This is a genomic window from Lachnoclostridium sp. An169 (assembly GCF_002160525.1).
Classification (GTDB): Bacteria; Bacillota; Clostridia; order Lachnospirales; family Lachnospiraceae; genus Mediterraneibacter; species Mediterraneibacter cottocaccae.
Genome location: NZ_NFKT01000014.1, coordinates 1 through 19,581, shown reverse-complemented (window position 1 = coordinate 19,581; position 19,581 = coordinate 1). Strand labels below are relative to the sequence as shown.

Genomic DNA, 19,581 nt, shown 5'->3' with positions numbered 1-19,581 from the left:
AAGGATACATGGAAAAGAGGAATCAGCGGCATGATCATAAAAAATGTGAAAATATTCGGCGAGGATAAAAAATTTGCAGAAGGGGAAATCGGAGTGGAGGGCGGCAGATTCGTTCCTGTTTCGGAAGCCGGCGGGGATATGGTGGACGGCGAAGGATGCCTTATGATCCCGGGACTTGTGGATATACATTTTCACGGGTGCGTGGGGGATGATTTCTGCGACGCCAGTCTGGAAGCGGTCGCCAATATGGCAAAATATGAGGCGTCCGTCGGAGTGACTTCCATCTGTCCGGCTACGATGACGCTGGCGGAGGAGGAACTCCACAATATTATGAAGACTGCCGGGGCATACCGGGGAACAGAAGGGGCAAAGCTTGTTGGAATCAACATGGAAGGTCCGTTCATCAGCGAGAAGAAAAAGGGAGCGCAGGCGGCAGAACATATCAGGAAGTGTGATGTGCAGCTTTTTGAAAAACTTCAGGAAGAGTCGGGCGGCCTGATCCGCCTGGTGGATATCGCTCCGGAAAATGAGGGCGCCATGGAATTTATCGATGCGGTGAAAGATAAGGTTGTGGTGTCCATCGCCCATACTGTAGCGGACTATGATACCGCATCGGAGGCACTGAGAAGAGGGGCCGGCCATGTGACTCACCTGTATAATGCAATGCCTCCGCTGAATCACCGGGAACCGGGAGTGATCGGGGCTGCCAGGGATGACGAAAAATGCCATGTGGAGATGATCTGCGACGGAATCCATATCCATCCATCCGTAGTGCGCGCGACATTTGCCATGTTCGGCGCGGACCGGATCATTCTGATCAGCGACAGTATGCGTGCGGCAGGGCTTTCGGACGGACAGTATACCCTGGGCGGGCAGGACGTGTTTGTAAAGGGATCCCGGGCAACTCTGGCTGACGGCACAATTGCCGGTTCTGTAACTGACCTTATGGGATGCCTGAGAACCGTGGTAAAGAAAATGGGAATCCCCCTTGAAGACGCGGTGGCGTGCGCATCTGCAAACCCGGCAAAAGAGATCGGTATCTATGACAGATGCGGCAGCATCACAGAGGGAAAAGACGCGGATTTTGTGCTTCTGGATGCGGATCTGAACGTGAAAGCAGTCTATGTCTGCGGGAAAAAACAGGAAGTTAAGGCTTGACAAAAGTATGGGAATAGTCTAATATCACTTTAAAACTGTTACAGGCAGTGAAGGGAAGAAGTAGTATCTGAACCGGAAAACAGAAAGCAGCCGGAAGATGAGAGGCGCAGGAAGGTCATTTACGAATACATCCCGGAGCTTCGCACCGAAAGCGCGCATAACATCCGTTATCGTGCAGCGCAAGTAGGCTGCGACGGGTCGTGCCCGTTACCGCACCGGGTGTCAGTTTCATACAAACATTCACCCCCAGAGGCAGGCTGCGCGAGCACCCTGCGAAAAAAGGTGGTACCACGGTAAAACGTCCTTTTTGCGCGAAAGCTACAAGCCGTGCACCTGGGGATAAAGAAGGAGCCACCGGAAAGCTTGCTTTTCGGTGGCTCCTTCTTTGTCCCCAGGTATAGGGCGACAGCCCGCGACCGTGATGGAGCCAAAGGCGAAATCACGGTGCGCACGGCGACCGGCGGAAAGCGACAGCCCGCGACCGTGATGGAGCCGGAGGCGGAGCAGAGGTGCGCACGGCAACTGAATGTGCGGAAAAGAGAGAGGAGAAAAGAAATGGGAATTTATGAAGAACTTCAGGCAAGAGGTCTGATCGCCCAGGTGACAGACGAGGAAGAGATCAGAGATCTGGTTAATAACGGAAAGGCAGTCTTTTACATCGGCTTTGATCCCACGGCGGACAGCCTTCATGTGGGACATTTTATGGCGCTGTGTCTGATGAAGCGTCTCCAGGAGGCGGGAAACAAGCCGATCGCTCTGATTGGAGGAGGAACCGGCTATATCGGAGACCCGTCCGGAAGGACCGACATGAGAAGCATGATGACGCCGGAGACAATCCAGCACAACTGCGAGTGCTTCAAGAAGCAGATGAGCAGATTCATCGACTTCTCAGATGGAAAGGCTCTGATGGTAAACAATGCGGACTGGCTGTTGGATCTGAATTACATCGAACTGCTCCGCGAGGTGGGACCGCATTTCTCGGTAAACAGGATGCTTACTGCGGAGTGCTACAAGCAGAGAATGGAGAGAGGATTAAGTTTCCTCGAGTTCAACTACATGATCATGCAGGCATACGATTTCTACGCACTGTTCCAGAAATACGGCTGTAACCTGCAGTTCGGAGGAGACGACCAGTGGAGCAACATGCTCGCGGGAACCGAGCTGATCCGCCGGAAACTGGGAAAAGACGCAGGAGCTATGACGATTACGCTGCTCCTCAATTCCGAGGGCAAGAAGATGGGCAAGACCCAGTCCGGTGCGGTGTGGCTTGACCCGGAGAAGACATCTCCGTTTGATTTCTATCAGTACTGGAGAAATGTGGCAGACGCCGATGTTCTCAAATGTATCCGGATGCTGACATTCCTGCCCCTTGAGGAGATTGACAAGATGGATTCCTGGGAGGGCGCTCAGCTCAACACGGCAAAAGAGATTCTTGCATATGAGCTGACAAAACTCGTTCACGGCGAGGAGGAAGCGGTAAAGGCCCAGGAGAGCGCACGGGCACTGTTCAGCAAAGGAAATGCCGCTGAGATGCCCACAGCAGAACTTGTGGAAGAAGATTTCACAGACGGAAAGATTGATATTCTCACAATGCTTGTCCGCAGCGGGCTTGTACCTTCAAAATCAGAGGCAAGACGTGCCGTTCAGCAGGGCGGTGTTGCCGTTGAAGGAGAGAAGGTAGGAGATATTGCAGCTTCCTACGGAAAGGAAAAATTTGCCGGAGAGGGAATAATCCTTAAAAAAGGCAAGAAGAACTTCCGCAGAGTGATTTTGAAATAATAGAAGAAAAAGCCGGAAGAAACGAAGAAAAAGGGGCGCACGGAAATGTTTTTCATCTCCGTGCGCCCTGTTTTGCAATTTGTACAGTCTTCAGATATTATACGGCCTTCAGATACCGGACACTGTAAGGCGCCATCGTAAGCTGCCCGTTAAGTGTAATCTCCTCCGTTTCCGGATCCTGTGTGCTTCCATCTGTCAGAAGATCCACATATTTTCCCTGGAGTTCTCCGTTGGATGCGGTATACTCGGCATCAGAAGCGTTGATCGCTACAAGCACACGCTCGTTTTCGCTTTTACGCTCGAAGATAAGCTGATGATTGGTGATGACCACATTGCGGTAGGAACCGCTGCACAGGGCGTCGCTTTCCCGGCGCACTGCGATCAGCTCGCTGATAAAGCGTGTCAGCTCGTTCGGTTTCGGCTCGTCGAAGCAGGGACGCAGCGCATAGTCATTGTCCGGCGCTTTGACACCCTCCTCGCCCCACTCGCTTCCATAATAAATGCACGGAATTCCCGGCATGCCGAAAAGGATGCCGTATGCCAGCGGCAGATGGTTCTTGTTTGTCAGGATGCTTGCAATCCTGGTTACATCATGGTTGTCCACGAAGGTCATCAGATGCTTGCCGCGGTAAATGCACCACTGCTCCGGTCCGAACTGGCGGTTCAGCGAATGTGCGATCTCGAACAGGTTCATGCTGTTGAGACTGGAATAAATTCCCTTGTAGCATTCGTAATTGGTACAGCTGTGCAGCATCTCGTCGTTGACGATCAGATTGTAGTCGCCGAACAGAACTTCGCCGATGAGCGCGAATCCCGGCTTGATTTCTTCGCAGAAACGGCGCAGGCGTTTCATGAAGTTGTGATCCAGGGAATACGCCACGTCCAGACGCAGTCCGTCAATGTCGAATTCTTCAATCCAGGTCTTTACACAGTCCAGCAGATAGTCCACGACAACGGGATTCTGAAGATTCAGTTTGACCAACTCAAAATGTCCTTCCCAGCCTTCGTACCAGAAGCCGTCGTTGTAGCCGCTGTTTCCGTCGAAATTAATGATAAACCAGTCTTTGTACGGGGAATCCCACTTCTTCTCCTGAACATCCTTAAACGCCCAGAATCCTCTTCCTACATGGTTAAATACTCCGTCCAGCATGATCTTTACATTGTGCTTGTGGAGTGTCTGACAGACTTCCTTAAAATCCTCGTTCGTGCCGAGGCGGCAGTCGATTTTCAGAAAATCACGGGTGTCGTAGCCGTGATTGTCAGACTCGAAAATCGGATTGAGAATGATCGAACCGATCCCCAGCTTCTCAAGATATTCCGCCCATTCGCCGACCTTGAGAATGCGGTGCGCGGTGACGCCGTCATTATGTGTCGGAGCCCCGCAGAATCCGATAGGATATATCTGATAAAAAGTTTCATTGTAAGCCCACATATTTCATACCTTCCTTCAATTTAGTTGCCGTCAGTGGGAATTGCAGACGCACCGGAAAAATCCATCTGAAATACAGGTTTTCCGTGTACTGACACTAACAACAGTATACCACAATGGGGATAAAAATAGAACAGTTAATTGCATTGCCGGGCGGGGGCTGATATACTAGAGTTATAGCTTGACGGAAGGTGAAAATTAATGAAAAAACAGGCGGTAAATCCATATCTTCCGAGCTGGGAATACATCCCGGACGGGGAACCCAGGCTGTTCGGAGAAAGAGTATATGTATACGGTTCCCATGACCGTTTCGGCGGACATAATTTCTGCCTCAATGACTATGTGTGCTGGTCGGCTCCGGCTGATGACCTGAGCGACTGGCGGTATGAGGGCGTGATCTGGAAGAGGACGGATGATCCGGTGAACCGGGACGGAAAGGCGGCCCTTCCGGCTCCGGACTGTATCCAGGGCCCGGACGGAAGATATTATCTCTATTATTTTCTGGGAAGAAAGTCCCTGATCGGCGTGGCGGTGTGTGATGAACCGGCGGGAAAATATGAATTTTACGGACATGTGCACTATCCGGACGGACAGCTTCTGGGGCACCGGAAAGGGGATACGTTCCAGTTCGATCCGGGCGTGTTCGTGGAAGACGGAAAGGTATATCTCTATACCGGATGGTGTCCGGCGGCTTATGAGATCAATCTCTCATGGGGAACCAATGTAAATAAGAACGGCGCCACTGTGACGGTCCTTGAGCCGGATATGGTGACAATCCGGGAAGCTCCGAGAATGATCGTTCCCGGGATTCGGAGGGCGAAGCATACAGAGTTTGCCCGGCATCCGTTTTTTGAGGCTTCATCCATGCGGAAGATCCAGGGGAAATATTACTTTATCTATTCCTCTCATCAGGGACACGAGCTCTGTTATGCAGTTTCCGACAGACCGGACGGGGATTTCCATTTCGGCGGAACTCTGGTGAGCAACGGCGATATCGGGCTCAACGGTCATGTAAGCCCCAGGACGGCAGCGAATTTTACGGGAAATACACACGGTTCCATACTGGAGCTGAACGGAAAATATTATGTATTCTACCACAGGCAGACGAACCGTTCCCAGTATTCCAGACAGGCATGCGCAGAGGAACTGGTGCTGGAGAAGACCGGGAATTTCCGCCAGGCGGAGATGACTTCCTGCGGGTTAAACGGAGGACCGCTTGAAGGGCGCGGAACCTATGAGGCAAGGATCGCCTGTAATCTGCAGAAACGCCACGGGAATTGCTTTTATCTGTGCTTCCGCTGGCTCCATCCCTTTGAACTGTGTTTTAAACAGAGCGGGAAGGACCGGGAGGATTCGCCGGATCAGTATATTTCCTGCTTCGGAAACGGATGCCGTGCGGGGTTCAAATATTTCCGGTTTGAAAATGCGCAGAAGATCACCGTTGAGATCCGGGGAATGGCGAGAGGGAAGCTCTTTGTCACGGACGACATGAAGAAAGTGGCGCGGATTCCGGTGACGCCTTCTCTGAGGTGGAAGAAGGCGGAGAGCAGACTGAAGATCGGAGACGGAGTAAAGCCTCTGTATTTTATATTTGTCGGAAAAGGAAAATTTGATTTCCGTTCGTTTACATTAGAATAGTGAAAAACAAGAAGAGATGCGGAGACAGAAGTTAAGGAGGAGCCTATCATGAAGAAAAAGAAACTTATAAAACGGATGTCCGCTATTTTGCTTGCCGGGATGCTGATGGCGTCCATGGCGCCGGCGGGAGCGCTGGCGGCGGAAATGCAGGGAACAGATGAAGCTGAGACGGAATCCGAAGCGGAATCCGAGACGGACGCCTCGGTCGGGAACGGCGCGGAAAATGACGGGAGTGGAGAAGGGCAGACCGGCACAGGTGATGAAACCGGTTCCGGTGAACCGGGCGGTGGAACGGAGGGCGGAACCGGTACTGAACCGGGGACAGGTACAGGTGATGAAAACGGCAGCAGCGGAAATGGTTCCGGTGAGCCGGGCAGCGCAGGACAGACACAGCCGGTGGTACTCACAGACGCACAGACCGGTATTACGGTTCAGGGAGATTCTGCGGCACTGCCCGCCATGGGAATGCTCTATGTGACGAAAGTGGACAGCGGGGAAGCCGTGGAATTGCTGAATCAGTATTTCTCTCTGATTGCGGATCAGTTTGCGGTATTTGATATCCGGATTCTGAGCCTGCCGGATATGTCCCTGGCAGAGCCGGATGCAGCCGTGCTGATCTCTGTTCCTCTGCCTGAGGGATATGATCCGGGAAGGGCAGCGGTTTATTATACCGATGGAACAGGAATGCCTGCAGAGGTAAGCGCACAGGTGACGGAAGGAAATCTGGTATTTGAATCGGACCATGTGGGAACATTTATTGTTGCGGAAAAGAAAGATAATTCCGGGATGCAGACGGATCTGCCGTCCTACCTGGAACCGACACAGAAAACCGAGAAGCTGCAGCTGCAGAAGACCAGTCTGCCGGGGCGTGTATCACTGACAGGAAGTTATGGGACTTCCGGGGAATATATCAGCCCTCAGACCGGAGACAACGCGAATTTTGTCATCTGGATTGTAGTACTGGTGGCGGCTGTCGCGGCAGTAGTTGTGGTGATTGTACTGAAAAAGAGAAAGTAAAAATCGCAGAAATCGCGGAAAATCGCAGAAACATGAAAAAAAGCTTGACATGGGTGGTTCGCAGGTCTATAATATTACAGCGTGACAAAAGGGAGAAACAGTATGCGCCATAGCCCCGGAGCATGTTGATTTCAGATATATAATTGAAACGTTATTTGATGATTTTTGGTAGGAGGAACACCCATGAAAACTTATATGGCTAACCCGGATAAGATTGAAAGAAAATGGTATGTGGTTGACGCTGAAGGCTGCACACTTGGCCGTCTTGCTTCTGAGGTCGCTAAAGTGCTCAGAGGAAAGAACAAAGCAGAGTACACACCGCACATTGATACAGGTGATTATGTAATTATTGTAAATGCTGAGAAAGTAAAAGTTACTGGAAAGAAATTACAGCAGAAAGTTTACTACAGCCACTCCGATTATGTTGGAGGTATGAGAGAGACAACACTCGCAGAGATGATGGCTAAGAAACCGGAGAAGGTTATCGAGCTGGCTGTTAAAGGAATGCTTCCGAAAGGACCTATGGGAAGAGACATGATCAAGAAACTTCATGTTTATGCTGGCCCAGAGCACGCACATCAGGCTCAGAAGCCGGAAGTTCTTACATTTTAGGTAGAGGTTGAAAGGAGGATATAACAGTGGCTAACGCAAAATATTACGGAACAGGAAGAAGAAAAAAATCAGTAGCAAGAGTTTATCTTGTACCTGGAACAGGCAAGATTACTATCAATAAAAGAGACATTGACGAGTATCTCGGACTTGAGACTCTGAAAGTTGTTGTCCGTCAGCCTCTCGTGGCTACAGGCACAACAGACAAATTCGATGTACTTGTAAACGTTCATGGCGGCGGTTACACAGGACAGGCAGGAGCGATCCGTCACGGTATCGCAAGAGCACTGCTTGAGGCAGATGCTGATTACAGACCGGTACTCAAGAGCGCAGGATTCCTTACTCGTGACCCGAGAATGAAAGAGCGTAAGAAATACGGCCTCAAGGCTGCACGTAGAGCTCCGCAGTTCTCCAAACGTTAATCGGATACAATTCTATACGATACAAACGCCGCAAGGCGCTACATGGCCTCTCAGGACATTTGTTCTGGGAGGTTTTTGATTTTGGTATCTTTCTGAAGAGAGGTGTGATACTATAAAAGAAATCGAAAAAATGGACTGAAGATGTTTTATTAATTAATTTTGTTGTGGAGCGGATTATATGAATGAACTTAAATCTATTGTAAAAAACCTTATTTCCCATAAGCATGAGGAGGAATGGTTTGAATTTAAAGAAAACTGGTTTGAGTCTCATGCGTTGGGAGAATATATTTCTGGTATGTCCAATGCGGCGGCAATGGTGGGCGAGGAATATGCGTACTTTGTATGGGGAGTAGAGAATAATACTCACATAATAAAGGGAACAACCTTTGATATCCATCAGGATGTTAAAAATGAGCCGCTCAAACATTATCTGGCGCGGATGGTCAAACCGGATATAAGCTTTGAATTCCATGAAATGGAGCTCGAAGGCAAACGAATTGTCGTACTTGTGATACCTGCTGCAAAAACGGTGCCGACTGCATTTGATCGGGTTAGGTATCTTCGCATTGGTTCCAGTAAAGTGAATTTGATGGAATATCCGGAGAGGGAATCAAGGCTGTTTGATATTCTGAAAAATGGTTTCCCGACAATAGAAAATACTGAATCGGAGTTTCAGGATCTGACCTTTAATAAATTATTTGTATACTATGAGGCGAAAGGTATTACTCTGAATAAGCGTACATTTAAAAAGAATCTCGGGCTCTTAACGAAAGATGGAAAATATAATCTGATGGCACAGTTGCTTTCTGACAATAGTCATATTCCAGTCCGTTTTTCCTTGTTTTCAGGAGAGTCAAAATCAACAACAATGTATTCTGTCAGAGAGTTTGGAAATACTTGTCTGTTGTATTCTTTGGATGATGTGCTTCGTTATGGGGAAGTGCTGAATATTCCACAGGCAGATGAAAGAAACCGTATTGTTGAACGTAAGGAAGTGCCGCTGTTCCATGCTGAGGCGTATAGAGAGGCGGTAATCAATGCATTTGTGCATAATTTATGGATAGATGGTAATGCACCGATGTTTACGGGATTTCGGGACAGAATTGAAATATTGTCTCGAGGACACCTGCCGCCGAAACAGACCGTTGAAGGTTTTTTTGCCGGGGAATCAGTTCCGGTCAACCAGAAACTGTCGGATATTTTTCTTCAGCTTCATATAAGTGAACGTTCTGGACGCGGGGTACCTAAAATAACGGAACTTTATGGTGAAGACTGTATTGAACTTAGGGAGAATAGTATTGTGGTGACAATTCCTTTTGAACGGTTAGAGCCAAAGATGTATGCGCCAGTTGATGATGAAAATGTACCAGATAGAACAGAAATTCCCCCAGTTGGAACAGAAATTCCCCCAGTTGGAACAAAAATTCCCCCAGATAGAAGCGAAAATCCTCTACTTAAACAACCAGGTATAGAGGAACGTATACTAAGATTTTGCGCTGAAGCAAAGAATATCCAAGAAATTATGGAATATCTTGGATATCGCGATAAAAAGACTGTGCGTAAATATTTATATCCGCTTCTTCAACAAGGGCGGATATCTATGACGATACCAGATAAGCCAAACAGTAAAAATCAGAAATATATCACGATAAGGTAGAAACACCATGAATGAACACATAATAATGATAGTTGACGATGAACCTGACATCCGGGATCTGCTTGAAAAAGCCCTGATGATGGAAGGGTTCCGCAGCATCCTCAAGATCGGGAACGGAAATGATGCAGTAAACGCATGCCGGGAGAAGGCTCCGGATGTCGTGATCCTGGATGTGATGCTGCCGGATATGGACGGATACGAGGTGTGCAGGAAGATCCGGCAGTTTTCCCACTGCCCGGTTCTGTTCCTGTCCTCGAAAAATGACGAAGTGGACAAGATTCTCGGTCTGGCGGTAGGCGGTGATGATTATGTGACAAAGCCTTTCAGCCCGAAAGAAGTGGCTTACCGGGTGAAGGCGCAGCTGCGCCGGGCGGAGTACAGGGACAGTCCGGAGCCGACCCGCGCGGTCGCTGTGGGAGAGCTTCGGATCGACCCGGAGGGCTGCCGCGTCCTGAAAAACGGCAGGGAGCTGGAGCTTACGGCGAGAGAGTTTGAGATTTTATATTATCTGGCACAGAATATCGGACGGGTGATCAGCCGGGAGCGCCTGTATGAGACGGTATGGGGCGAGGACAGCTTCGGGTGTGACAACACAATCATGGTTCACATCCGGCATCTGCGGGAAAAGCTGGAGGATGACCCTGCAAAGCCCCGGTATATCGTTACCATGAAGGGGCTGGGCTATAAGCTGGTGAATCCATTTGAGAAGCAGTAAACTGATGAACCCATAGGAGAAGGAATAAGCTGGTGCATCACTATGAAAAGTAGCATGAAAAGCAGATGGAAACTGAATCCGTTTTTCTGGATAATTATCATTTTTTCCGCCCTGGTGCTGTTGGTGGCTGCGGTGGGAATCGGGCTGTATTATTATATTTTTTTCATACCAGAGCCGGAAGGATTAAGCGAGGCTTCATGGCCGCAGCGTTTTACAGATAATTTTTCTCTGTGGATGGAAAATGACGGCGGCACTCCTGCAATCGAAGAGATCGGTCTGGACAGACTGGACAGGTACGGTCTGTGGCTCCAGGTTCTCGATGAATCCGGACGGGAGGTTTTCGCCCACAGCAAACCGGACAGCTATCCGGAGAGTTACCCGGCGTCGGAACTGGCTGCCCTGGCGACAGGCGCCTTTGAGGACGGATATACGGTTTTTGTGAGCAGTTTTGAGGACTCCGGTGAGACGTGGAATTATCTGATCGGTTTTCCCTATGCTGTGGGGAAATATATGCTCTACTATAACGGTGAGACTGTGAGTCGGCTTTCCCCGGTGTTCCGCCTGGTACTTGTCTCTGCTTTCGCCGGGGCTGCAGCGCTGTTTCTCGTTTACGGCTTCTGGATTATACGGAAGATGGGGAAGATCACACGGGGGATTGAAGATATTTCGCAGCGCGATTATATGCCTCTTGCGGAGAAGGGAATCTTCGCCGGAGTATACAGGGCACTGAACAAAATGGATGAAGAGATCCGACGCAGCGACCGGCTCAAGGAGGAGACGGAGCGTGCCCGGCGGGAGTGGATCACGAATATTACCCATGACCTGAAAACGCCCTTATCCCCTGTCCGGGGCTATGCAGAACTGCTTGCAGACGGACAGGCAGACAGGATGCCGGATGGCGCGGCAGGTGGAGGAACGGGCGGTACAGTAGATGGAAAAATGGGCGACGCGACAGCCGGTCCGAAGGATGATCTGGCAGAACGCTTCGCGGCGGAGAAGCGGACGGTTCGGGAATACGGCGCCATTATTCTGAAAAACGTGGATTATGCGGAAAAGCTGATCAATGACCTGAAGCTGACTTATCAGTTGGAGTCCGGGGCGTTTCCCTTCCACCCGGAGGAGGTGCGGATGGTGCGCTTCCTGAGAGAGCTGGTCATCGATATTGCCAATGATCCCGCTTATGGCGACAGGGATATTGAGTTTGAGAGTGAGGGCGCAGAGTTTACTGCCTGCATTGACAGGGATTTGTTCCGCCGTGCAGTGGGGAATCTTGTCGTCAATGCTCTGGTTCATAATCCTGCGGACACGAAAGTGACGGTGGCTGTGGAGAAACATGAGAGGGACGGGATCCGCATTTCTGTCCGGGACAACGGTGTGGGCATCAGCGAGGAAGAGCAGGCGGAGCTTTTTACCAGATATTACCGGGGAACGAACACCCGGGAAAAGCCGGAAGGCAGCGGGCTTGGGCTTGCGATTGCAAAGCAGATCATCGTTTTACACGGAGGCGATATTACGGTTAAGAGCAGAGTGGGAGAAGGCACGGAATTTGTCATACATCTTCCTGCAGATTAAGGTGAAATTAAGATACGGGAAAGTCAGACCTAAGATGGGTGAACTATGATAAAACCATAGATCATCCATCTTTTTTTAATGAATCTGAACGAAAACTGACTGGGAGGGATTGTATGAAGCTGCAATTACAGCATTTATGTAAGCAATACGGAACAAAGAAGGCTGTCGATCAGGTGAGCATTGACTTTCAGCCCGGAGTGTACGGACTGTTGGGCGCCAACGGGGCGGGAAAAACGACACTGATGCGGATGATCTGCGGTGTCCTGAATCCCACCTCCGGGAGCATCCGTCTGGATGGAAAGTCCATCCGGGAATCCGGGGAACGGTACTATACCCATCTTGGATATATGCCGCAGGATTTCGGCTTTTATCCGGATTTTACGGCCCGGGAGTTCATGCTCTATATGGCGGCGGTAAAGGGGCTGGATCAGAAAACCGCGAAAGTCCGGACGGCAAAACTGCTGAAACTGGTGAACTTAAGTGATGTGGCGGATCGGAAGATCCGTTCGTATTCCGGAGGCATGAAACAGCGGCTGGGAATCGCCCAGGCGGAGTTAAACAACCCGGATATTCTGATTCTGGATGAGCCCACAGCGGGGCTTGACCCGAAAGAGAGGGTGCGCTTCCGCAATCTTATCTCTGATTTTGCCAGGGATAAAATCGTGATTCTTTCCACGCACATTGTCTCCGATGTTTCTTATATCGCAGACATCATACTGATGATGAAGGACGGGAAGATCCTGCTTCAGGGATCAGTGACGGATGTGACAGACAGTATCCGCGGAAAAGTATGGGAGTTCCTGGCGGATGAGCGTGAAGCTGCCAGGTACAGCCGCACCATGCGTGTTGTCAACCTGCATCACGAGGGAAAACAGGTGCGCCTGCGCATTGTGGAAGACAGCGCTCCTGCACCGGGCGCACAGAACGTGGAACCAAGTCTGGAAGATCTGTTCCTCTACCATTTCGGCGGGAACGGACAGAGTGAAAGGAGCTGAAAAGAATGAAATGTCTGGTAAAATATGAACTTCTGAAAATCCTGCGGAAAAAGTCGACTCTGATTATCATGGCGGCAAGCCTTCTTATAACTGCCGTATTCTTCGGCCTTCCGGTGATACAGTTCCAGATTTACAATCAGGACGGTGTGCTGAAGGGGCTCGGGGGGATACGCTATGAAAGAGAGCAGTATGCGGATATTTCCGTTCCCCTGACCGATGAGTATGTCACAGAAACGATCCGGGAGGTGCAGGAGCTTTTCGAGAATCCCGACAATGTAGGGTATGACGGAAACGAGCAGTTTCTCATTGATGATGCATACTGGGAAGAAATTGCCCCGCGGGAAGATCTGCTCAATATGATTGCGGCAAACTATGCAGAGCCGAATGTGAGCGTGGGATACAGTTCCCTGACAGAGCTGGACGTCTCCGGGGGAACGGATTTCTATCAGGCGAGGGAGGAGAAGATTGACAAGATATTCAGCGATCCCTCCAGAGAGATCTCGGAAGAAGAAAAAGCCTACTGGCAGAATATGGACAGTAAAGTAAAAGAACCGTTTCAGTACGGCTATTTTGAGGGATGGGAAGTGATTATCAGCGCTTTTGAGCTCCTTATACTGGCAGTTCTGGCGATATGTATCGTGATCGCACCGGTCTTTTCCGGAGAATACCAGGCGGGGACGGATGCGGTCATCCTGTCCGCAAAATACGGGAAAACCCGCCTGACCAGAGCGAAAATCCTGGCGGCGTTTCTGTTTGGAATCCTGGCGTTTACCCTTCATGCCGCTGTCGCGTTTGCACTGCCCCTGGCGGCCTTCGGGACAGACGGATGGAACCTTCCTCTGCAGATCAACGGCACCACGGTTCCCTATCCCCTGACATTCCTGGAGGGAGCGCTGATCAATGTGGGCGTGATCTATCTGGTGCTCTGCGCCATGATCGGTCTGACCCTTCTGCTGTCCGCCAGGATGAAAAGCCCGTATCTTGTGCTCATTGTGATGGTTCCGGTGCTGTTCATCCCCATGTTCCTTGCACCCAACGGAACCGCCGGCGTCTATAATCTGCTGATATTCCTGACGCCCTATCAGTCTCTCATACCGGGATTCGGCAAATATCTGTCCTACCAGTTCGGTCCGCTGGTTCTGGATGCATTTTCCATGCGGGCGCTGGTGTATGCGGTGCTGACTGCGGTTCTGATTCCGTTTGCGGGCAGAGGGTTTAAGCGGCACCAGGTGGCATAGCATAAGGCGGCCATGCTGCGGAGAGCGAAAATCCGGGAGAAAGACGATCCGGATACCGTTTCTGAATAATAGGGCCGGAAGGGATACTGCCTCTTTGCAGCTCTTCCGCGAGTATCTCAAAGATCGTCGATTTCCCGCATCTTCTCACTCCTGCAGGAATCTTGGCAAGCGGCTGATTTGCTGAGCTTGTTATGTCAAATTTACTTCGCCGGGCGTCTTGTGCACAGCTTATTTCGCCCGGCAGATCTTGTGATCGATATGTGTGGCGTCGCTTCGGAACGCATTGGACGGAAGCGACATCGGGAAATCATGAATGGTAAGTATCCCCGGCTTTCCTGCACATACATGGGGAATAGCGTTCACAATTCTCATGGCTGTAAATACATACCCTTCATAGGAAAGCTCCTCCGGGTGCTCCGGAAGGCTGACATTCATATCTACCTGCAGGTTCGGGTCCCCTTCGATCCGGACGCTGATCTGTCCTACACGGTCCGTATAAGGCCAGTCTGTCGCAATGTCCTGGGTCATCCGGTTGACATGCTCGATGACAATCGCTTCCCGGCCTTCTATGATACCGCATGTACGGACTCTGACCGCTGCCACTTTGCCGGGCTGGATGGTTCCCCAGCCCACGGGAATGGGCTTTTCCGCTACACGTTTTTCAAAGGATGTCTTAAAATCTTCTATTTCATAACCCAGATTGTTGGCAATGTTTTTGATCGTAAGCCCCCAGATATAGATCTGCGTCTCCGGGTTCTCCAGAGCGCACTGATAGTCGGGATCCTCGTCAAATCCGTAGGACGGAGCCATCTCATCCCGCACCGGCGCGGTGGAATAGTTGTACATTTCGCTGATCGTCAGACTTTTGATCGTGTTGGAACAGGTCGCAAGGAGCATTGCCTGATTCTCCGCATATCCCGGCTCCTGCCCGTTGATGAAGATGGATGCGTTCCCTTCTTCAGCGGTTTTCTGGATGTCAGCCACAAATGCCTGGTCGAATGCGCCTTTGGGCCAGATCAGATCAGGTACGGACGGAGATACGACATTGATCCCTCTTGACAGGAATTTCTTGTACCATTCTCCGTTGACCTTTGAGGCAAAGCGGGGATCTCTGATATTGATCGCCATGACAGCACAGTCCGGCTTCAGTGCAAAGATTTCTTCCTCGTCCCCTGTGATGATGATCCCGTTCGGGGTATCCAGGTCAAGCAGACCGGAATCCATGCCGATATGCTGGGGCGCGGTCTCTTTGTGCCCCCAGACACCTACAAGTTCCATGTCCTTTCTGCCCTGCAGGCAGCGGATGGCAATTCCGGCAACATTTCCTGTACCGATGACTACAACTCTTAATTTTTTCTCTTCCATGTAACAGACCTCCTGTGAAGAAATTTGCATATAAAATAGCAAACGAAGAGAAAAAAGTATTATAATATTTAATGGTATATTTTAAAATTTATCACAAAAAAGGAAATACGAAGAGGAGAAGAAGTTGAAGAGAGAAATGTTGATCCGCCTGTGCGACAAATTTCATATGCTCAAAGAGTATCCGCTTGCAGTATTTTGCGGCACTGAGCTTGTTTATTCCTGCGGGTACAGTCTGGAATACAGCGGGCTTCCGGTGTGGATGCGCACGGAGTTCCGGGATGGGCAAGAAGAAGGCATACTTTGTTTTCCCTGGGAAAAGCGGCAGGTGATTGTGGTATATTTCCCGGTTTTGTATACGGATCTGTCTGTTCTGCTCGGTCCGTTCCTGACGGCAGAAGCGAGAGAAAAGAGAGAACAAAGAGAACAGGGAGAACGGGGCGAAAAAGGGGAACTGGAAGCAGAGAATCTCCGACAGGAGTATTTCCGCATGTCAGACACGGAGCGAAAGCTCCTGGCGGGATATCTTCGGAAGGCATATCCGGTAAAAGAAGAAGAGGTAATCCATTATTCGGATTTCTTTTACATGGCAGTCAATCAGCGCGTTCCGGACTGGGAACGGACATTTGCGGACAGCGAAGGGATGACGGACAGACAGAAGATAGACGGAAGACCGGTGGAAAGCCCGGAAGTGTTTTATTCGGAGGAAAATGAACGGTATGTGGAAAAACTGGAATACCTGATCCGGAACGGGCTCACGGAAAAACTGGATGAATTCATAACCGGAGAGCATGAATTCCCCTACGGAAAACTGGGACCGAATCTTCTGCGCCATCAGAAGAATTCCTGTATCGTATCGGTTTATATTGTGAGGAAAGCGGCACAGGCAGGCGGTCTGGACGAACAGCTCTGTCTGCGTCTTGCAGAAGGGTATACACAGCGCTTTGAGCTTGCGGGAAATACTTCAGAAGTATATCAGATTTCGAAGGAAATGATGCGGGATTACTGCAGAAGAGTACGGGAACTGAAAAAGCTGCACGCGCACAGCCCCGGTGTCAGGAAAGCGGCGAAGTATATTCACGACCACAGAATGGAAAAGCTGGACATTTACGGGATAGCAGAGAAGGTGGGAATCTCGTATTCTTATCTTTGTTCCCGGTTTAAAAAGGAGACAGGTATGAGTATTACGGCATTCGTCCGGAAAGAAAAAACAGATGCCGCCAAAGAACTACTGCTGTTTTCGGAACTGTCCCTGGGAGAGATCGCAGAATATCTGTCGTTTTCATCCCAGAGCTATTTTCAGACGGTATTTAAGAAAACGGAACACTGTACGCCGGCGCAATACCGGCTGCGGGAAAATTTACCCTGATGAACTCTATCGGCGGACCTGACACGCCTGCCGGAGGGCAGCAGAGCGGCAAATCAGGAAGACAGGGACACGTTTCGACAAATATCAACACCATGTTACAAACTTTTTAAAAATTAAAGTTTATAACATGAATACTATAAACTTGATTTTTTTAATGGGCTTATGCTATGCTTCAAAGCAGAAGTCTGTTCCTTTTAAAGGATTAAGAAAAATGATGTTTTACGGGAGGGACGACCCATGGACAACAACATACTGATCATCGAGGACGACGACGACCTGCGGGATGGGCTTCTCTTTTCCTTTTCCGGTGACGGAGACCGGGCTGCCGGCGCGGCGACGAAGGAAGAGGGGCTTAGGGAGATCCGCAGAGGAATTTACGATATTGTGCTTCTGGACTGCAACCTGCCCGACGGTACCGGATTTGAGCTCTGCCGGGAAGTCCGGCGGGAAAGCGCGGTTCCCATCATCATGCTGACGGCGCGGAACACAGAGCTTGATGAGATACGGGCGCTGGATCTGGGCGTGGACGACTACATTTCCAAGCCTTTTTCCCTGGGAGTGCTGAAGGCGCGCATGAATCGGATCCTGCGGGAGCGGGCGAAGCGGGAAAACGGCGGACAGGCAGGTGCGGACGGCGGGAAAAGGGAGTTATTCCGTCTGGTATCCGGCGACATTTCCGTGGATCAGAACACCTGTAAAGTGTTCAAAGGGCAGGAGGAGATTCCGTTCAGCCGCCAGGAATACCGCCTGCTTGTGTATCTGATGGAGAATAAGAACCATGTGCTCTCAAAAGAGCAGATTTTAAGCCGGGTCTGGGACAGCGACGGGCGGTTTGTGGACCCGAATACCATATCTGTGAACATCAGCAGACTGCGGACGAAGATTGAGGACGACCCGTCCGCGCCCAGGCGGATACGCACGGTTCACGGGATCGGATATATCTGGAAGGATGAGTGAGATGATGACGGCGGCAGCAGGATTTCTGCTTGTACTTCTGTGCCTTTCCGTGGGGTACGGGATTTATGAGAGAAGAAAGACATATCGCAGGATTGACAGGCTTCTGGACAGTGTGCTGAACCAGGAGATGATCACCTCGTCCGATGTGCAGGAAGGGGAATTCTCTGCCCTGGTCAGCAAGATCATGCAGATTCAGAATGTGCTGGGAGCACAGGTGGAACGGGCGGATGAGGAGAAAGCACAGGTAAAACAGCTGGTCTCCGACATGTCCCACCAGTTGAAAACTCCCCTTGCCAGCCTGTCGGTGTGCGCGGAGCTTTTGAGCCGGGACGATCTTTCCCGGGAGCGCCGCAGGGAGTTTGAGGAGAAGATGCACCGGCAGATTGAGCGGCTGACATGGATTGTCGATTCTCTCTCCAGGATGGTGCGGCTGGAGCAGAATATCGACCGGATTGAGACAGATGCCCTGTCCATTCGCCAGACGCTTCTTGACGCGGTGGACACTGTGTACGGGAAAATGGAGAAAAAGGAGATCCGCTTTTCTCTGGAGCCCTTTGAAGATATCTGTCTGAGGCACAACCGGAAATGGACGGCAGAAGTGTTCGCAAATCTTCTGGAGAATGCAGTGAAATATACGGAGAAAGGCGGGACGGTCACGATCCGCGTGCATCCCTATGAGATTTATACGGAAATCCAGGTCATTGACAGCGGCATGGGAATCCGTCCGGAGGAGACTACGGAGATATTCCGGCGGTTTTACCGGGGAAAGGACGCAGAAATGACGGAAGGTTCCGGGATCGGTCTGTACCTTTCCAGTCTGATTCTGGAAAAAGAAAGCGGCTACATCACAGTCCGCTCGCAGTACGGGAAGGGAAGCTGCTTTTCCGTGTTCTTACAAAACTGTAAGAAATAGATATTCCGTTTGTAAAGAAAATGAAAGACGGCACAGTTATACTGATAGCGTCGGCAGGAAAAAGACGGTTCTGACCGGAAAGCCCGGTCTGCATCCGCCGGGAATGCCGGCGCTATTAACAGTAAAGGAGCAGAACGGATGAATATACTGGAATTGCAGAATGTAGAGAAAATATACGGGGAAAAGGAAAATAAAGTGCGTGCCCTGCGCGGCGTCAGTCTGGAAGTAAAGGAGGGAGAGTTTATCGCCATTGTGGGGACCTCCGGCTCCGGAAAATCCACCCTTCTGAATCTCATCGGCGGACTGGACACGCCCACCGGCGGCAGGATTTTCGTCAAGGGCAGGGAGACGGGAAAGCTTTCGAGAAAAGAGCTGACCATCTTCCGCAGGAGAAATATTGGTTTTGTCTTTCAGAACTACAGTCTGATGCCGGTGCTCAATGTGTATGACAATGTGGCGCTTCCGGTCACATTTGACCGGGGAAAGCATATGAACCGCAGATATATCGAGGAGCTTCTGCGGGAACTGGGCATCTGGGAGAAACGGAAGAAATACCCCAGTGAGCTTTCCGGCGGACAGCAGCAGAGGGTGGCGATTGCCAGGGCTCTGGTCAACAAACCCGCCATCCTCCTTGCTGACGAGCCCACGGGCAATGTCACATTAGTACAACATTACCCGAAAGAAATACCCGTGATATTTTTCTCTTTATCAACCCTGATTTCTTTAATAGCGGATCGCCAGAGAGTACGCT

17 protein-coding genes are annotated in these 19,581 nt (G+C 50.4%); 15 read left to right on the top strand and 2 right to left on the bottom strand.

The window, feature by feature from the left end; genetic code table 11:
- Positions 1–30 precede the first annotated feature (30 nt).
- Both nagA and tyrS read left to right on the top strand, forming a co-directional pair.
- A complete protein-coding gene (gene nagA, locus B5F07_RS11075) occupies positions 31–1,158 on the top strand; it encodes an N-acetylglucosamine-6-phosphate deacetylase (protein ID WP_087161425.1) in 1,128 nt (375 codons plus the stop codon).
- 555 nt (positions 1,159–1,713) lie between these two features.
- Complete coding sequence (tyrS, locus tag B5F07_RS11070; protein WP_087161424.1) at positions 1,714–2,937, top strand: tyrosine--tRNA ligase; 1,224 nt, start codon at positions 1,714–1,716, stop codon at positions 2,935–2,937.
- 97 nt (positions 2,938–3,034) lie between these two features.
- Here tyrS and B5F07_RS11065 read toward each other — a convergent pair whose 3' ends face one another.
- On the bottom strand, positions 3,035–4,369 hold the full coding sequence (locus B5F07_RS11065; RefSeq protein ID WP_087161347.1) for an alpha-amylase family glycosyl hydrolase: 1,335 nt from the start codon (positions 4,367–4,369) through the stop codon (positions 3,035–3,037).
- A 198-nt stretch (positions 4,370–4,567) separates the two neighbouring features.
- Between B5F07_RS11065 and B5F07_RS11060 the strand changes: the two genes are divergently transcribed.
- The 9 genes from B5F07_RS11060 to B5F07_RS11020 all read left to right on the top strand — a co-directional run bounded on the left by B5F07_RS11060 (position 4,568) and on the right by B5F07_RS11020 (position 14,229).
- Positions 4,568–6,004, top strand: coding sequence for a family 43 glycosylhydrolase (locus B5F07_RS11060; RefSeq protein WP_087161346.1), 1,437 nt, complete (start codon positions 4,568–4,570; stop codon positions 6,002–6,004).
- A 48-nt stretch (positions 6,005–6,052) separates the two neighbouring features.
- Positions 6,053–7,021, top strand: a complete 969-nt coding sequence (locus B5F07_RS11055) for a hypothetical protein (RefSeq protein WP_087161345.1) — start codon at positions 6,053–6,055, stop codon at positions 7,019–7,021.
- A 183-nt stretch (positions 7,022–7,204) separates the two neighbouring features.
- Positions 7,205–7,633: a 50S ribosomal protein L13 gene (rplM, locus tag B5F07_RS11050; protein WP_087161344.1), complete on the top strand. Its 429-nt coding sequence runs from the start codon at positions 7,205–7,207 to the stop codon at positions 7,631–7,633.
- A gap of 26 nt (positions 7,634–7,659) precedes the next feature.
- Entirely contained in the window at positions 7,660–8,052 is a 393-nt protein-coding gene (rpsI, locus tag B5F07_RS11045) for a 30S ribosomal protein S9 (protein ID WP_087161343.1), read from the top strand.
- 178 nt (positions 8,053–8,230) lie between these two features.
- A complete protein-coding gene (locus B5F07_RS11040) occupies positions 8,231–9,709 on the top strand; it encodes an RNA-binding domain-containing protein (protein ID WP_087161342.1) in 1,479 nt (492 codons plus the stop codon).
- A gap of 7 nt (positions 9,710–9,716) precedes the next feature.
- Positions 9,717–10,424, top strand: coding sequence for a response regulator transcription factor (locus tag B5F07_RS11035; RefSeq protein ID WP_087161341.1), 708 nt, complete (start codon positions 9,717–9,719; stop codon positions 10,422–10,424).
- A 54-nt stretch (positions 10,425–10,478) separates the two neighbouring features.
- The gene (locus B5F07_RS11030) at positions 10,479–11,996 is read left to right on the top strand and encodes a sensor histidine kinase (RefSeq protein WP_162613112.1); all 1,518 of its coding nucleotides are present in this window, start codon (positions 10,479–10,481) and stop codon (positions 11,994–11,996) included.
- A gap of 113 nt (positions 11,997–12,109) precedes the next feature.
- The gene (locus B5F07_RS11025; RefSeq protein WP_087161339.1) at positions 12,110–12,991 is read left to right on the top strand and encodes an ABC transporter ATP-binding protein; all 882 of its coding nucleotides are present in this window, start codon (positions 12,110–12,112) and stop codon (positions 12,989–12,991) included.
- Between the two features lie 5 nt (positions 12,992–12,996).
- Complete coding sequence (locus B5F07_RS11020; protein ID WP_087161338.1) at positions 12,997–14,229, top strand: ABC transporter permease; 1,233 nt, start codon at positions 12,997–12,999, stop codon at positions 14,227–14,229.
- Positions 14,230–14,457: 228 nt separating this feature from the next.
- Here B5F07_RS11020 and B5F07_RS11015 read toward each other — a convergent pair whose 3' ends face one another.
- On the bottom strand, positions 14,458–15,594 hold the full coding sequence (locus B5F07_RS11015; protein ID WP_087161337.1) for an NAD(P)H-dependent amine dehydrogenase family protein: 1,137 nt from the start codon (positions 15,592–15,594) through the stop codon (positions 14,458–14,460).
- Positions 15,595–15,718: 124 nt separating this feature from the next.
- On the opposite strand from B5F07_RS11015, the gene B5F07_RS11010 reads away from it, so the two are divergent.
- The 4 genes from B5F07_RS11010 to B5F07_RS10995 all read left to right on the top strand — a co-directional run.
- A complete protein-coding gene (locus B5F07_RS11010; protein WP_140398005.1) occupies positions 15,719–16,960 on the top strand; it encodes a helix-turn-helix domain-containing protein in 1,242 nt (413 codons plus the stop codon).
- A 237-nt stretch (positions 16,961–17,197) separates the two neighbouring features.
- A complete protein-coding gene (locus B5F07_RS11005; RefSeq protein ID WP_087161335.1) occupies positions 17,198–17,917 on the top strand; it encodes a response regulator transcription factor in 720 nt (239 codons plus the stop codon).
- Entirely contained in the window at positions 17,910–18,830 is a 921-nt protein-coding gene (locus B5F07_RS11000) for a sensor histidine kinase (RefSeq protein WP_242972509.1), read from the top strand. The genes B5F07_RS11005 and B5F07_RS11000 overlap by 8 nt, the downstream gene beginning before the upstream one ends.
- A gap of 138 nt (positions 18,831–18,968) precedes the next feature.
- The coding region (locus B5F07_RS10995; protein WP_140398004.1) for an ABC transporter ATP-binding protein at positions 18,969–19,581 on the top strand (613 nt) is incomplete at its 3' end.

Bases quoted from the DNA above. Each gene is read 5' to 3' on its own strand.
- nagA (WP_087161425.1), top strand. From the start codon at position 31: ATGATCATAAAAAATGTGAAAATATTCGGCGAGGATAAAAAATTTGCA.
- tyrS (WP_087161424.1), top strand. From the start codon at position 1,714: ATGGGAATTTATGAAGAACTTCAGGCAAGAGGTCTGATCGCCCAGGTG.
- B5F07_RS11065 (WP_087161347.1), bottom strand. From the start codon at position 4,369: ATGTGGGCTTACAATGAAACTTTTTATCAGATATATCCTATCGGATTC.
- B5F07_RS11060 (WP_087161346.1), top strand. From the start codon at position 4,568: ATGAAAAAACAGGCGGTAAATCCATATCTTCCGAGCTGGGAATACATC.
- B5F07_RS11055 (WP_087161345.1), top strand. From the start codon at position 6,053: ATGAAGAAAAAGAAACTTATAAAACGGATGTCCGCTATTTTGCTTGCC.
- rplM (WP_087161344.1), top strand. From the start codon at position 7,205: ATGAAAACTTATATGGCTAACCCGGATAAGATTGAAAGAAAATGGTAT.
- B5F07_RS11040 (WP_087161342.1), top strand. From the start codon at position 8,231: ATGAATGAACTTAAATCTATTGTAAAAAACCTTATTTCCCATAAGCAT.
- B5F07_RS11035 (WP_087161341.1), top strand. From the start codon at position 9,717: ATGAATGAACACATAATAATGATAGTTGACGATGAACCTGACATCCGG.
- B5F07_RS11030 (WP_162613112.1), top strand. From the start codon at position 10,479: ATGAAAAGCAGATGGAAACTGAATCCGTTTTTCTGGATAATTATCATT.
- B5F07_RS11025 (WP_087161339.1), top strand. From the start codon at position 12,110: ATGAAGCTGCAATTACAGCATTTATGTAAGCAATACGGAACAAAGAAG.
- B5F07_RS11020 (WP_087161338.1), top strand. From the start codon at position 12,997: ATGAAATGTCTGGTAAAATATGAACTTCTGAAAATCCTGCGGAAAAAG.
- B5F07_RS11015 (WP_087161337.1), bottom strand. From the start codon at position 15,594: ATGGAAGAGAAAAAATTAAGAGTTGTAGTCATCGGTACAGGAAATGTT.
- B5F07_RS11005 (WP_087161335.1), top strand. From the start codon at position 17,198: ATGGACAACAACATACTGATCATCGAGGACGACGACGACCTGCGGGAT.
- B5F07_RS11000 (WP_242972509.1), top strand. From the start codon at position 17,910: ATGAGTGAGATGATGACGGCGGCAGCAGGATTTCTGCTTGTACTTCTG.